Source organism: Chamaesiphon sp. (genome assembly GCF_041738855.1).
Classification (GTDB): domain Bacteria; phylum Cyanobacteriota; class Cyanobacteriia; order Cyanobacteriales; family Chamaesiphonaceae; genus Chamaesiphon.
This window is the reverse complement of record NZ_JBGSPA010000080.1, coordinates 1-15,243: the sequence shown is the minus strand read 5'-3', so window position 1 is coordinate 15,243 and position 15,243 is coordinate 1. Positions and strand designations below refer to the sequence as shown.

The 15,243-nt window shown below is 45.2% G+C and carries 12 protein-coding genes and 1 pseudogene; 1 reads left to right on the top strand and 12 read right to left on the bottom strand.

All coding sequences use genetic code 11. The features are described 5' to 3' along the window. Positions 1-130 precede the first annotated feature (130 nt). The 12 genes from ACEW9I_RS08145 to ACEW9I_RS08090 all read right to left on the bottom strand — a co-directional run bounded on the left by ACEW9I_RS08145 (position 131) and on the right by ACEW9I_RS08090 (position 13,827). On the bottom strand, positions 131-1,294 hold the full coding sequence (locus ACEW9I_RS08145) for a DUF3365 domain-containing protein (RefSeq protein WP_373539855.1): 1,164 nt from the start codon (positions 1,292-1,294) through the stop codon (positions 131-133). A 191-nt stretch (positions 1,295-1,485) separates the two neighbouring features. Further along, positions 1,486-1,665: a hypothetical protein gene (locus ACEW9I_RS08140; RefSeq protein WP_373539854.1), complete on the bottom strand. Its 180-nt coding sequence runs from the start codon at positions 1,663-1,665 to the stop codon at positions 1,486-1,488. A gap of 351 nt (positions 1,666-2,016) precedes the next feature. After that, positions 2,017-2,646: a hypothetical protein gene (locus ACEW9I_RS08135; RefSeq protein WP_373539853.1), complete on the bottom strand. Its 630-nt coding sequence runs from the start codon at positions 2,644-2,646 to the stop codon at positions 2,017-2,019. 401 nt (positions 2,647-3,047) lie between these two features. After that, a complete protein-coding gene (locus ACEW9I_RS08130; protein ID WP_373539852.1) occupies positions 3,048-3,752 on the bottom strand; it encodes a hypothetical protein in 705 nt (234 codons plus the stop codon). A 193-nt stretch (positions 3,753-3,945) separates the two neighbouring features. Next, positions 3,946-4,557: a hypothetical protein gene (locus tag ACEW9I_RS08125; RefSeq protein ID WP_373539851.1), complete on the bottom strand. Its 612-nt coding sequence runs from the start codon at positions 4,555-4,557 to the stop codon at positions 3,946-3,948. Between the two features lie 360 nt (positions 4,558-4,917). After that, entirely contained in the window at positions 4,918-6,720 is a 1,803-nt protein-coding gene (locus ACEW9I_RS08120; RefSeq protein WP_373539850.1) for an autotransporter domain-containing protein, read from the bottom strand. A 473-nt stretch (positions 6,721-7,193) separates the two neighbouring features. Continuing rightward, the gene (locus ACEW9I_RS08115; RefSeq protein WP_373539849.1) at positions 7,194-7,745 is read right to left on the bottom strand and encodes a hypothetical protein; all 552 of its coding nucleotides are present in this window, start codon (positions 7,743-7,745) and stop codon (positions 7,194-7,196) included. 29 nt (positions 7,746-7,774) lie between these two features. Next, positions 7,775-9,604 carry a gamma-glutamyltransferase gene (ggt, locus tag ACEW9I_RS08110; RefSeq protein WP_373539848.1) on the bottom strand — a complete coding sequence of 610 codons (1,830 nt, stop codon included), beginning with the start codon at positions 9,602-9,604 and terminating at the stop codon, positions 7,775-7,777. A gap of 323 nt (positions 9,605-9,927) precedes the next feature. Continuing rightward, the gene (locus ACEW9I_RS08105; RefSeq protein ID WP_373539847.1) at positions 9,928-10,815 is read right to left on the bottom strand and encodes a GNAT family N-acetyltransferase; all 888 of its coding nucleotides are present in this window, start codon (positions 10,813-10,815) and stop codon (positions 9,928-9,930) included. A 260-nt stretch (positions 10,816-11,075) separates the two neighbouring features. Further along, on the bottom strand, positions 11,076-11,978 hold the full coding sequence (locus tag ACEW9I_RS08100) for a GNAT family N-acetyltransferase (protein WP_373539846.1): 903 nt from the start codon (positions 11,976-11,978) through the stop codon (positions 11,076-11,078). A gap of 47 nt (positions 11,979-12,025) precedes the next feature. Continuing rightward, on the bottom strand, positions 12,026-12,196 hold the full coding sequence (locus ACEW9I_RS08095) for a hypothetical protein (RefSeq protein ID WP_373539845.1): 171 nt from the start codon (positions 12,194-12,196) through the stop codon (positions 12,026-12,028). Between the two features lie 230 nt (positions 12,197-12,426). After that, positions 12,427-13,827 (bottom strand): cytochrome P450, encoded by a 1,401-nt coding sequence (locus ACEW9I_RS08090; protein ID WP_373539844.1) that lies wholly within the window; start codon positions 13,825-13,827, stop codon positions 12,427-12,429. Positions 13,828-14,010: 183 nt separating this feature from the next. Between ACEW9I_RS08090 and ACEW9I_RS08085 the strand changes: the two are divergent. Continuing rightward, a pseudogene (locus tag ACEW9I_RS08085) lies at positions 14,011-15,111 on the top strand (AAA-like domain-containing protein); the annotation flags it as partial. Positions 15,112-15,243 lie beyond the last annotated feature (132 nt).

Genomic DNA, 15,243 nt, shown 5'->3' with positions numbered 1-15,243 from the left:
GTTTTTTTGCGTGGTCACGATTAGTTCTAGGGCTGCGAGTCATCTGCTTATATCAGCTCAAATGCTTGTTTAGTAAGAGTTTGACATATTCTCCATTCCTCCTTGACAAAGCTCTAATTTTCTTAACTTGTCACGAATGCGCACCGTGGATCTTTTGGATGTCTGGTACCAAACTGGGGATGCCCAAATCGGTGATTTCTTCGATCGACATCTCGCTATAGCCGATGATCGCATTCAGCGGCGTGCGTAATTCATGGCTCATATTCGCCAGAAATGTACTTTTAGTATTATTAGCCTCTTCAGCTTGAGTTTTAGCTAACTGGGCGGCTTTCATACTTTCAGCCAGTTGAGCGGTGCGGTGCTCGACCGCCTGAGTGAGATTTTGCTCGCGGACGGCAACTTCATGAGCCATGTGCTGAAAAGCACGAGTCAGTTGCCCTGGCTCGTCTGCCCGTCGAGCTACTTTCATCATCGTGGGGGTATCAAATTCACCCATTTGCGCTGCCGTCATCGTGCCAGTTGTCATCTTGCGGGCGATGGTGGTTAGCCGATCGATCGGATCGATCGCCCGCCACTTCAGCAGCAAGTTAATGAGTACCCCCAACACCGCAAAAATCGAGGCAAAAATGCCCATCGTCAACACCAGATATTGATTTCCTCTGGCAAATACAGCGTTAGAGGGCACATAAATAGTCTGAGCTGCCACGATTTCGTTGAGTTTCCAATCAAACCCATGTTCGGCTCCAAAGCTAGCAAGCTGACTCTTCGGTGCTAATGAAGGTCGGCTATGACATTGCAAACAACTGGCTGCTGTTACTGCTAAAGGACGCGCAGTGAAGAACAGTTTTGCACCAGCTAGATTCCGATAGCCAGTGAGCTTGGTCAGATCGGGTTGTTTGCGAAATTGCGTCACCAGATCGGTTTCAAATAGATCGGCTTTATCGTTGAGATTGGTCGGGTTAATCGTTGCTTCTTTATAGAAAAAATTGCGGTATTCGGGCTGACGGCGAAAGTTTTCAAATACCTCCCGCGCCGAAAAAGCTGGAACAACTTCACTAACAAACGTTGGTGTTGCGTTTAGCCGCTCTTGCAACAAGGGCGCAATCCGATCGCTAGTATATTTCCTGACAGCATTCATCGTCTGGGTGAGAATTTCAGCATTGGTGGAGATCTCATCCTCTGCTTTCGATTGCATTGCCCGCGACAATGTGACGCCACTAAGCGTAATTCCAACTAAAAAGATTAGGGTTAATACTAGGGTAAATTGAGTTCCCAGTCTGAGTTTTCTAAACATGTCTAATCAAGTTAGGGTAAGCACATGAGATACACCTACAGGCTGAGTGTGTAGATCGCGATCGAGTCCCAAAAAATTGGTTCCACAGGCTGCTTGCTACTTGTTGGCGCATTCTTTCCCGATCGATCTCCCGTGAGAGTAGATCGATCTAATATTTAAAAATCATACTTTGCTAGTAACTAAGTTCGGATCTAAGAATGACTAACTTGTAACTGACTTACCCGATCGTTCGGTACTGACAGCTCGATGCGATCGCTAGAGCGATCCTGTAGCCATGATTTAAGATAGGCTATTCTCAATCCGCCTACATCCAGCGATAATGTTTGGAAATAAGGCCATTTACCGCCAAGATGATGGATAGGAGAACTCATTCGTAAATAGCCGCGAACATTCTTTCCATACCACTGAAAAACTAAATATGATAAAAATACAAGTAGCGATCGTGGCGCAAGACAACAATACTATCTCTTGAGTGGGTTTCTTAGGATGATTAGGCATGATTTTAATTGAAATTTAGTTTATAAAACACTGTCTTCAATCGACTTAATTATCTATGTTTTAGAGACCTTACTCAAAACAAACATCTGAAAAACGTCTCGATCGTAAATTAACTAAAGTGAGTAGCGATTATTTACTTTGTTCGAGCTAACTAAGTATAAATATTTAAGTCTTTTAGGGGGTGCTCGGTGCGATGGTCTTTTCATTGAAAGCGGAAAACAGATCTACACTATCAGCCATCGAAATACTCCCAAACAATCTACAAATATAAACAGCGCACCAGAATAGACAACCATTGTTTTATCTGCCAGCAAGCAGCTAGCTAATAACATCTGAAACGAACTTGTAGCCAAACCGATAAAACCAAATCCACTAATAGAGATATTTGATGCCAGCAAAACCCCTCCAGCGATCGCACAAGCACTGCTCGACCATTTCAGGATCTTGGCGAGTCGCTCTTGCTGACGCGATCGCTTTTGTTGCTGAGTTGAGGGTTGTTTGAGTTCGGTGATATCGATGATTCGACTCAGATCTGGGAGTCCAGAAAAGAAGACGATCGGCATTTGTGTTGTGGGGGAAAACGATCTCAATTTCTGCACCACTTCATAACATTCGATGCCAGAAAGCTGAGAGCCGATCGAAACCGCGTCTGGCATGATTTCTTTCACCAACGTTATTCCAGCGAGGCTATTACAAGCGATCGTCACTTCAATGAGATTGCCATAAGTATCGTCGAGTAACGTTTTTGCCAATGACGCATCTGGATCGATAATTAAAATCTGCTTTCGAGTTGAGATGCCATACATTAGTGCTGAATTCCTATTTAGATCTGATGGTTGAATCGATCGATTCATGCTAATTGACGTAATAGGTATTACCCCGATAAGTCAGCTTATAACTGATTGGTTTAACAGCAGAGGTGTTTGAGCCGAGCTGATAAGTGTTACCTCTATACATCAACTTACAAACTAATTTGATTTAGTTCTGAGCTAAAAAAAGAGATTTTAGCTTGGCTGAATTAGAATTGTAGATATTGCCGCGATAGATAAGATTCATGATTTTATTTATATTTTTTTACAATATATTTCTCGATTCAATTATTTATATCTTAGAGATATCTCTCAAAATAAACATCTGAAAAACGTCTCGATCTACCTTTAACAAAAGAGAGTAATCCTGGTTGACTTTTGGGGAATGCTAAGTATATTTACTTAGGTCTTTTGGGAACTTCGTTGCTGAGTTGAGGTGTCCTGCATTAGTTCGAGACACCGATCGATCGCTGAGTTACTAATTGAAAAAATACCAAAACTGCCAGCACTCGCCCATTCTCGATCATTGGCACGCCAAACCCAGCACTCAGATCGAATGCTTTAGCGAGTTTATTTCGCAACCAATAAGACTCTGAGTCAGCGGTAGCATCGGCAATCGACTCAGATTGCCCAGATGACCAAACCCGCCCTGGTAATCCCTCTCCAGCTGAGACAACAAACCCTTCACTACATAGTCGAAATTGCTCTAGAGACAGCAAATCAGCGGTGTTCGATGCAATATGAAAAACGTCGGTCAGCTCTAGAACTTTGAAGTTAGCTGAAGGAATCCAGATCTCTCCATAATCCCAGTCGGTTGCTTCGCAGATCTGCATAACGATCGGTGCGATTGTATCTTCAACGTTTGGTGCTTCATTTATACCTTGAATCGAATTTAGCAACGGCACGATCCCAGCGTCTTCCCGATCGTTCACCAGTGGCGTTAAAGATTGTGGTGAACAGGGGGAAGAGGTTTGAATGAACTGAGTACCTATATCTACAACTCCGTCGATCGATGGCAATTTGGAGTCTTGGAGGATCGGTCTTTCTTGTTGCTTGACTGAATCGATCTGTTTGAAATTAATCACTGCGGTTACTCCATTAAAGTGTAAACACTCACGGGGATTTAAATACTTGCCGTGGTATGTTCTCATCTTAGAGATTTCAAAACAGGAAAAAATCTGAAAAACGTCTCGATCGAAAGTTACCAAATGAGAGTAACTTTCGCTAACTTTTGTCAATACTTAAAGTCAAGTTATTCCTGGCGTTATGATGTCATCAAAAAGTTCGATCAAAAAATTCTTTCGACCGTGTTCTTGTCTTAATCGATCGCGTTATTTTATATCGCTAGTTCCAGTAATAATGTTGGGGAATGAGATCTTCAGGGGCGAGGAGCTGCGAACCGATCGGCACAGAAGCCCTGTCGTAATAAGATTGGAGCAAATTTTGAATCTCTTGCCGTTCGCGCTCTGAGAGATTGCGCGGCGTGACGATACCGACTCGTCGATCGGGAATTGCCACATAATAACCAGCGGGAAAATGCTGTTGGAGATAGCCAGACAGCAGAATGCGGGACGAACCAAACCCATCATCGTGCATCATTAGTGCCATCAGCAGGCTGCCATCCGGGCGGAGCTGGCGATGCGTCCACAGCTCTCTAGATGCCACTTTGAGATTGATGACTGCCCGCTGTTGCCAATTAATTCCAGCAGCTTCCCAGACTGTCACCATTTCAGCACTCACCTCCTGACTACATTGAGATCGATCGCGCTCTAGAATCGACCAAGTGAGGTCGTAGTCTGATATGAGTAATTGTTGATGGGGAAAATCCCCACGACAGGCACACAGGCAATTAGTGTGTTGGCGTTGTGTCTCGTCCGTCGGTACGATGCTCCTCGGCAGCGGCTGTACCAACGATGGGATGACTCGATCTAGCGCGTCGATGATGGTGTATGGCATAGCTCAAATGCTGCTGGTTTGCATCTCACACCTCCATCTAACTCGACTCCGAACCAAGTTCGAGACTACGAATGACTAACTTGTGACTGACTTTTGGATATCGAAGTTGCTACCTACACTCACAGCGGTTAAAACCGCCGCTTGTGATACAAAGTCCGCCTGCGCGGACTAATATTTCAGTCCGCGCAGGCGGACTTTGCATCATTAGCCACGATTTCAATCGTTGGCATTCGTTGGCGTAGCTCAGGATAAGAAGCGCGATTCAGATCTGTAGGTTGGGTTGAAGAATGAAACCCAACGCACTCAGCCAAAGTTTCTTTCGTCCATTAGACAACAAGCCAATCCGATCGAACCTTCCTTTTAGAATTGATAGCGGACTGTGGCATTGAGATAATTATCGCGAAAGTTATCTTTACCAACGATCGTTTCATAACCCAAATTGAGAAATAAACTGTTGGTAAATTCCGTTTGGAAACCAGTACTCAAGCGAATAAAATCTCGATCGTTCGCACCAATTTTAGTGCGGATGGGGATACCGGGTTGAGTCACGAGTTCGGTCGATATCTGTCGATCGTTTTGAGCGAATTCATGCTCGAAATTAGCAGCAAAATAAGGTGAGATTGTCCCGAAGGAGGCTTTAAATGGATAAGATACTTGGGCACCAATATTAAAAATCAACGAGTCTAACTCTTGGGGATTGACTTTGAGGTTTAAGATATCGCCGTTTTGCTCGGTGTAGCCATCGATGTTGACTTTGGTATAACGAATTCCCGCTGTTGGCCCAAATGATAAGCCATCATTGGAGCCGAAATCGTAGCCACTATTTATTCGCAATGATAATTGGTTGCCATTGGGTTTAGCAGTGGCTTGGGTAAAACCTGGTACCTGAATATTGCGATCGATATTAAAGCTGTTCCAACCATAATTAATCAGGGCATCGGTGTAGAATTTGTCCTGAGTATAGTTGCCATAAACAGAGACAGAGGTACTGCTAACTGCAACCTTACCTCGGTTATCATTCAATTGGTTATTAGTACTTGCAGAACTCACCGCTAAACCTACCGCGAGATTCTGGCTAACTGGATAATCAGCACCGACCGTAAAGCCTTTAGTATCGATATTAAAACCCGTGTTGGTGATGGTGGCAGATCGATCTCCAAAATTCGTATCACCATTCACAAATACACCAACCTGTCCGTTTATCGGACGCGCGGTAGTTCGCAGTGCGAGTAACCGACCGTTGATATCGCGGGTTTGGCGGTTGGCATTGCCTAAAGCAGTTTCCGACTGAGCGGCGATCGATCGTCCCGCCGTCACAGTATCTAAAGCATAAGCAGAGATCAGCCTGTGACCCGCAGCAGTGGGGTGAAGTGGATCCCAGAATAGAGATGTGTCGGGACTAGCGCAAACAGCTCCAGTGGTGGTATTCAAGCAAGGTTGAGTAACGTTAGTAAAGCCAAATCGAGCGGGGTTAGTAATGACGGCATTAAATAATGCTGCCATATCGGTTGGCACGATCGACAGATTGGGATTTTGTTGAGACAGGGCTTGCAGAGATGTTCTCAAACCGCTATTGTGCGCTGCTGATAGTTGGGTGAGTCCGGCACTTTGCACTGGATCTGCCAAGCCAGCCGGAATCTTACCTAAATCGGGGAGATTGGGGACGACTATTTGCTGCGCTCCAGCATTGACCAACCTTTGAGTAGCTGTGGATAGATTGCCAACTACCGTGGCTGGATTGGTAATACCGCCGCCGAGATAGTCATTCGCACCCGCCCAGATGACAAATAATTGGTTGGGATTGACTGTTGGTGAGAGGAGTAAAAAGCCATCGAGTTGAGTCGTCAAACCTGGAAGCGCGACATTAATTGTATTGCCCGTACCGCTGGTCGCTCCACCCACGGCGAAGTTATTCGTCGTTCCGGCTGGTAATTTTAACTCAGTAGAAAAACCTTCGACCCAAACAGGGCCATTAGAGAAACGTCCGTTAAAGTAAGGCGGACTGGGCGGAACTAGTCCCCCAGTGGCTTTAAAAGCGTTGCCATTATCTACCAGGCTATCACCAAAGATATTTATCCCCTCGATACTTTGCGCTAAGACTGGCAGTGGTAACAAGCAGGATAAGAGCAAACCAAGTTTGAGGATAAAAAGTCGTTTTAGCATAGTTGTTACCGATATTCTCAGGAGCAAATTTACTCTGCAATTTAGATCGATTGTCAGATTTTTATTAATAAAATAAAAATCTTCTATCCGACATTGAAACAAAATGTAATAATTGAACAAATGTAAGTTAACAAAATCGATCGGTTTGCGATCTATCGCCAAGTGGAAGGATAGATGAGATCTTTAGTTATTAGCCGCGAACATTCTTTCCATAACATAGTCAAGCCAATCATAGTAGAACTAATAATAATCAGTATGCTAAGAGATGAGAAGAGGATCTCTTTGGTGGATCGTCTGGAGTTATCAGGCATGATTTTTTAGATTGAAAATTGGGTTTAATCACACTAGCTCGTTTTGCTCGAACCCGATATATCGATTAAACTCCAGTAATAACTGAGTTCGAGCCTGAGATTAACTGACTTGTGAATGACTTCCAACTAACTTCTAAGCTAAAAAGTTATTTAGCAGAATTTTCACCCGGTTACTAGCGCGATTAACAGAAATAACCAGTTCACTGTCCAAAAAATGAGATCGATGCTGAAGGTAGCCATCAGCATGTTTTGACGGAATTTAACTAGATCTTGGTGACTACGAATGTATTGCTGATAACACCACAACTGCCACAGGCGATGGCTAGTATAGATAAAACCGATGATGTAATTTATACCTCGTGGCAACTGCCATTGACGGAATAGTGTTTCGGTCAAAATTTGCACCACTATAACGCCAATATATAGAACTAGTAGTCGGCGAGCCGCTAGCGAACGCCAACAAATTACCAAAGTTAATCCGGGCAGCACGAGAGTTAAAATCACAGCCAGTTTCATCCAAAGCCGAATGGGTATAATGTTGTGAGGTGAGTAACTTTGGGAAAGTGGGGTTTGGGCCAATGATGTTAATAGACCAGTTTGCATTAACAAGCCAGCTCCCATCGACAATAATGTCGCGATCGCTATAAATATCAGATTAGATCTCAATGTTGTAGGATTGAGCCAATGCTTGGAAGCCAAAAATATGTTATTCATTGTGTATTCTCTCCAATCTTACATATGCTTTAATAAGCAACAGCTAAACCCGCTCCTTTACGACTGTCGTTAGCCCCAGACATCAATCCTGTCTTTGGATCTACCAAAATAGATTCAGCAGCACCCCAAGTGATAAACGGAGCAACCCTGTAGCCCATCGACCACAAATCTTGTACCTCACTAGATTTAAGTGCAAATGGTTCTGTCAAGACCACATTTGGTAAGCCTTGATAGTGAATTCTCGGAGCATTCACAGCTCGCGCAATATCCATATCATTGTCGATTACGTTAGTAATCATCTGCAAAACAGTCGTGGTAATTGTCGAGCCACCAGGACTACCTGTTACCATCAAAACTTTGCCATTTTTCATCACGATCGTCGGTGTCATTGAACTTAATGGGCGTTTTCCAGGTTCGATAATATTTGCTTTGCCTTGTACCAAGCCGAAGCTATTAGCGGCTCCTGGTTTAGATGTAAAATCATCCATTTCATTGTTGAGAAAGAAACCAGTTTTACCAGCAATTATGCCCGCACCATAGTAAGAGTTGATGGTATAAGTTACGGCTACTGCATTGCCATCGCGATCGACGATCGAGTAGTGAGTGGTATTAGTGCCCTCCTGTGATGTCAGACTATAAAGTGGTTCGGGCGGAATCGCCCGTGCTAGCGGAATTCGAGCGCGAAGTTGAGCTGCATAGTCTTTCGACACCAGTTTTTCGACTGGATTTTTGACAAAATCCGGATCGCCCAAACTATTATTTCGATCGGCATAACTATACAACATTGCTGACAACATTAAGTGCAATCTGTCTGGATAATGCAGATCGCCTTTTTTGAGTTTGTAACCTTCTAAAATATTGAGCATTTGACATAAAGTAGTGCCGCCGCCAGGAGGTGGTGCAGTGATTACTTCATATCCTCGATAGCTACAGCGGAGTGGTGGAGTTTGGGAGACAGTATAATTAGCAAAATCTTGCTGTGTCAAAATGCCATTATTTTGGCGACTAACTTTGACAACCTCCTGCGCGATCGCGCCATTATAAAAAGCATCTGCACCGCGATCGGAAATTTGCTGAAGAGTATTAGCCAGATCTGTTTGCACTAAACGATCTCCTACGGCTAAACCATCTTTACCATTTTTCAAAAATATGTTGGCAACATTTGGTGAAGATTGAAATTTTTTAGTGCCTTCCTTTAAAATCTGGATGTCTCCTGTTTGCAGGCTAAAACCCTTAGCTGCCAGATCGATGGCTGGAGCCATCACTCGATCGCGAGGCATCGTGCCGTAGGTAGCAAGAGCTAATTCTAGTCCTTTAACAGTTCCTGGAACTCCCACGGCAAGATAACCCTTCGTACTCAAGTCGGAGATCGCATTGCCTTGTTTGTCAAGATACATATTTTTGGTAGCAGCCAGAGGTGCTTTCTCGCGGAAATTGATAAAAGTATCTTGACCATTGGCAAGGTGGACGAGCATAAATCCACCGCCACCAATGTTGCCACAGCAAGGATCTGTTACGGCTAAAGCGTATCCTACCGCAACTGCCACATCGATCGCATTACCCCCTTGTTTGAGAATTTTTAACCCGATTTCAGACGCGTTATGTTGTGAAGTGACGACAACACCATTCGCTCCTGACACCGCAACAGGGGCGGCTGTGGCTGGATCGTTGTTGCAGTAATAAACCTGTGAGTTTTTACACCCGATCCAGCTCAAAGTGTTATAAACATGAGTTAGAGGATGGTAAACACTGCCACCAACGATCGTATCCAGCGCAATACCGACAGCCAAAACGCCAGAGCCAACTCCCGAACACAACAAGCTTTTTTTAAATAGTTGTTTTAATTTTTGGCGGCTCATAGTGTTTCTAGGTGTAAGATGGCGATCCCATATTTTGGTGCAGTCGCTAGCAGTTTAGCAACCGCCACCCGATCGGGCATAGGTGGATTGAGTGGAGCGGCTTAGTTCCTTATTCTGTGCCGATCGATCTGTGTACGACTAGAGTTTTCGATTTGAAAGTAAGGCTTGGTACGATCGGTCTTAACCTCATCGATCGCGTCTAAATTGCGCCAGTTCTTTGATACATTGGGAGAGGATGCGAGATATGAGAATGCGATCGTGTCGATCCTAAACGCCAAACACGATCGGCGGCGGTAGAAAATTTTCGGCATTTCCAGCCTATATCAGCTTTTGTAGCTCGTAAATTTATACAGATCTTTTAGATCGGCACTAATCATCGAATTTTCCAACAGTCCACATTCTTGTAACCCTAGCTTTTGCAAAATTCGACGGGAACCTTGATTATTAATCTCTGCAAAGGCTACTAATTCACGCACATTTTGACTCGCGATGAACCAAGGGAGACAAGCAGAAAGGGACTCAGACATCAGTCCTTTTCCCCAGTAGTGCTTGGATAGTCCATAACTAAGCATTACGGATTCATAGGGATTCTGACTAATTAGAGGGGTGATAAAGCTAGGTTGTGAGATTTGATAAAAACCGATAAAGCCAATTGGCTCTTTGCTTTGGTACATTCGCACAACAAAGTAATATCTGTACCAAGGAAGCTCATGGTTATTACTCTGATAGACGGTGTGGATGTTCACAAGAGGAGAATAACGCTCACCTCTCATCTTCCAGACTTCCGGATCTTTGATGAAATCAATGATTTCCGGTTCATCAGATGGTAACAATAAGCCTATCTCCAGCCTTTGAGTTCTCAGAAAAGGCTCGCTACTAATTGGATATGCCAATATATCGGCGATGGTAAATGAATACTCTTCAGAAAATTGCTCTTTCGAGTTATTAAAAGCTATTTTTACCCGAAAGTTATGAGGTGCTTGAAAGCTAATCTGTAGTTCTTCAACACTCGATCTGGGTCCGGCTTGCTCAAAACAGTGAAACCGAAGCATCCCCATAAATCTGTCTGCGAATAACGGCAGGTGAAATGGCTCAAGAAACTGCTTGAAGTCACAGATTAGTAGACGATGTGAATCAAGATGCTGCTTCCAGTCTGTTCGATCGATCTGTCTTGAAAATGACCACTTATTTACTACAGTATCCTCTGCCATAGCTTTTGTGCTTTTTCGTTCCTTACCAGTTCTTAAGCCCTTATTGTCCAATACCTAAGCCTATTCCAATCTCTACGAGACAGAATTCCCGCTGCTTACCGCATTTCGATGGAGTACTTCCTAATAAAAAGCCTAATTCTGTATTAGACTGACACTATCAGTCTAATACATCCAATCGATCGAATAAGGGGTTCAATCAGGATAGCTGAAGTCAGGATCTTGCAGGAAAAGGATCGATTACCCTTACAATTTCTCGCTTTTCAAAACAGAATTGAAGGTAGAAACGCACCTGCGGGTCGCACGTAAAGTCCCAGACTCATCAATGTCATCGGTTGGACGATTTGCAGTCCCTGTTGCAAGCACCAGCGGAATAGTTGACTGTTGCGTGTAGGCACTAGAAATCCTTGTCCGGTAAATGATGTGGCTGCACCAATCAGTGCCTGGAGATCTTCATTGCTGGTACCGACCGCGTGACCGCAGAACCCGATCGAGGTGGCATATCCAGTAATGATATTGTCCTGCTCGACGACGGTAGCTGTGCCCTGTTGAATTGCCCGATCGAGTTCTCGCTCTCGATGGAAACCGTGGATTTGCCGACACAGAAGATTGCAATCTGCCAAATCGTCAACGGTTGCCAGCCGGACTAGATAACCGGGAATTTTGAGTCCGAGTACCTGTCCTTGCATACTCACCAGCGGCTCTTGCACATCAAACTCCAGCTTAGTATACAGAGCTAGAGAGCGATTATTGTATGCTGCCTGCACCAAGCGCACGCCAGCAAACTTCTGCTGCCATGCGCGCTTGATAACAGCTCGCGTTAAATGTTTGCCCACAGTGGCGTTTTGGATGCTTGGGGAAACTGAGAGCGGGCCGATCCCAGCCACGATCGTCTCTGACCACAAGAAATTACTACCTACAACTTGACCGCCAACTTCTGCTACCACTGAGTAAAGATCGGGGCGAGTCAATAGTTGGCGCATGAAGTCGCACGCCGCTTCGACATTGGGAAAATCGGATGAGAAGTTGTGTTGTGCTGAAATTGTCTCGAACGCTTGGTAGCAGATCTCTCCACAAGCCTGGGCATCATCAGGATTGCCAGCTCGCAAGGTTAGAGTGGGCTGTTCGGTTGATGCAGCGTTCCGCAGTAATGTTAATTCTTTCATTGCGACTAGTTACTGAGTTGGATTTAAGCTAGTTTTGCCATGACAATCTATGCGCGATTCTCTTCCAGAGACGCTATGCGAACGGATCTGGAGCAAATGGTAATAATTTCTAATTTCATGCTATTTTTTCCGCCATCATGTTTGGGAATGGGATCTTTAGGATCGAGTAGCTGCGAACCGATCGTCGGCACAGATGCTCCATCGTCAACAGATCTCATCAGACACTACGGCAGATTCACGAAGTGTCCTAAGTTGGGACTCTGACTGAGGACACTCACGAACCTTCCTTTTAAGTAAATGGTTATCATGTATCGATCGGACTCGAACCTGCATGGCAATAGCCCCACGCGCCAAAAATGTACTTCTATATTGCAAACACTCGATCGGTTAAAGATGATAATGAAAAGATCGGGATTTTTCATCATCCCAGCAAGGGGAGTCGATTTCGCTAGGCGAACGCTCCGCGATCGATTGCCTGGACTGGGTGGAGATCGATCGCCGAGCGATGGCTTTTGACCAGTAGTTGGATCGGGCGTTCGGGAGCCGTAACCAAACCTCGGCGTTTGGGATGGATATCCCGCTTATCTCCCAATTCCAGTTCCCACCGCGAGAGGATCTTGGCGAGGGAGAGCTTCAGTTCCATCATGGCAAACGCACTACCGATGCAGCGTCTGGCACCACTACCAAAGGGCAAAAACTCAAAGGTCGAAAACTTTCGCTCTAGGAAGCGTTCTGGGCGAAATTCCTGGGGTTGGGGATATAAATCCGATCGCTGATGGGTTGAATAAATCGATCCCAATATGGTTGTCTCTGGTGGTATTTCTCGTCCGGCAAGCGTCACAGATTTGAGACTAACTCTAGGCATAGTCAACATTGCTACCGGATAAATCCGCAGGGTTTCATTACAAACAGCTTCGAGATAGGGTGCTTTGACGATCGCGTTAACATCTGGATCTACACCCAAGAGATCGAGTTCCGCGACTAGTTTATCCCTGACGGCTGGTAATTTATGCAGCCAATATAATGCCCACGCTAAAGCTGTCGCCGTCGTCTCATGTCCGGCAACCAGCAGCGTCATCAATTCATCCCGCAATTCAACATCGGTCATCGATTCACCCGCCTCATCCTGCGCCGCCATCAATAGGCTGAGGATATCGGTACGGGAGAGATCGGGGTGAGTCCGACGTTCGGCGATCTCGGCGTAGATTAAGGCATCTACCGCTCGCTGAACGCGCATTTGGATCGCCCAAGGGCTGATGCCACCCCATTCCTGCTGGAGGATCGGAAAATATAACATCGAGACACTCAGGGGAGAGCTGCTGCGATCGAGCAGTTCGCTTAATAGATGTGCTAGTTGTTCGGCGCGCTCGCCCCGATCTACTCCAAATACCGCTTGCATAATTACCCGCAGGGTAATGGCTTGGGTGGTCTTCCGCACGTCGAAAGTTTGACCGATCTGGACTTGCGCAAGCGTTTCCGTCGTGACTTGGTTAATAACCTGACTATATGTTCGCATTCGATCGCCATGAAATGGTGGCATCATCAACTGTCGTTGGCGTTGATGTTGTACCCCACTCAAGGAAATTACCGAGTTGTCACCGAGCAAGGATTTGAGTAAACCGTTCCGATCGCCTGGAGCATGAAAATCTGCTCTAGTATCTTGAGTTAAAATTTGCTGCAAGGCTTGAGGATTGCTGACAAAAACTAATTTCGGGATATTTTTGTCCAGATTGAGGGTATAGATGTCTCCAAAGCGGCGAACGCATTCATCCATGAATGACATCGGGCTAAAAATCCAGCGCGTGAGCTGGACAAAAGCGGGGGTTTGGGGGCCTGAAGGTAGTTGCATAATCGATTCCCAATACATCTTAATTAGATTTGGTTCGAGCGCATTCGATACATCTATCAAACTCGACTGCTGACTAAATTCGCACCTAAGAATGACTAACTTGTTTATAACTTATGTATATCGAATCACTACTTCTTGCTTGAATTATCTTGTAAGATTGAAACATCTATCGTGAGAGGTGCTATGCCCAGATCCCTCAGAGTTCAAGAGAATTGCATCGATCGAGTCAAGCTGGCACTCAACCGCAATGGTTTTCCCAGTCAACGCTCTTTGGCTGAGGATGTCGGCTTCGCACTCGCTACTGTTAATAAATTTCTGACGGGCAAAGCTGTTGACTACACGACTTTTGAAGAACTCTGTCGGAAACTAGAACTAGACTGGCGAGAAATTTCAACGGTAGATGTTGGATCGCCGCAGACTTTCCAGCCTGAGTCGATCTGTGCTGGTGGGAACGGATCGATCGTCTTTGAGACAAGTTTCACCAATGATTTTCTACCGCTAGACACATCACCTCGCTACCCCAATGGTGCAGTTCCGCTCGGCTCGCTATTTTATTTAGAGCGCACTCCTTTTGAAGCGCAGATCGATCTCGAAATCAGCAAGCCAGGAGCATTGGTACGGATCAAAGCACCGCGAGAAATGGGTAAGACATCCCTGCTGCTGAGGGTACTGGCATCGGCACAAAACTTGGGATACCACACCGTCAGCCTCAATCTCGCCCAAGTTGACGAATCGATTGTGAGCGATCTCGATCGATTTTTGCGTTGTATCTGTACGAATGTCGCTCGTCAGCTCCAGCTCAAACCGATACTCGACGAGTATTGGGATGAAGATCTCGGCAGCAAAATTAGCTGTACTGATTACTTCCAACACTATCTATTAGATAAAATTTCTACGCCGCTGGTATTGGTATTCGATGAGCTGAATCACATTTTCGAGCATCCGCAGATCGCCCATGATTTTTTGCCATTGCTGCGCTCTTGGTACGAACTAGCCAAAATCCTCCCGATTTGGCAAAAGCTCCGCCTGATTGTAGTTCACTCAACGGAGATTTACATTCCCCTTCAGCTCAACCAATCCCCGTTTAATGTCGGCTTGCCGATTCAGTTAGATACTTTCTCGTTAGCGGAAGTGCAGCAGTTAGCGCGATGCTACGGACTCGACTGGGACGATGGAGCGGCAGCCAAACAACTGATGGAGTTAGTGAGGGGACATCCAGCACTGGTGAATATTGCCTTCTATCATCTGAGTCGTGGCGACATCACTCTAGCGCAACTACTAACCTGAGTTCGATGAGGCTAGCCTCATCATCAAATCAATTACCTGACTGTGTTTGAGCCAATCACTACCAATCCTCAAAAACTAAGTGTTTCATAAATTATTATCAATAAGCTCTGCTTGTTGATAATTAGCGGT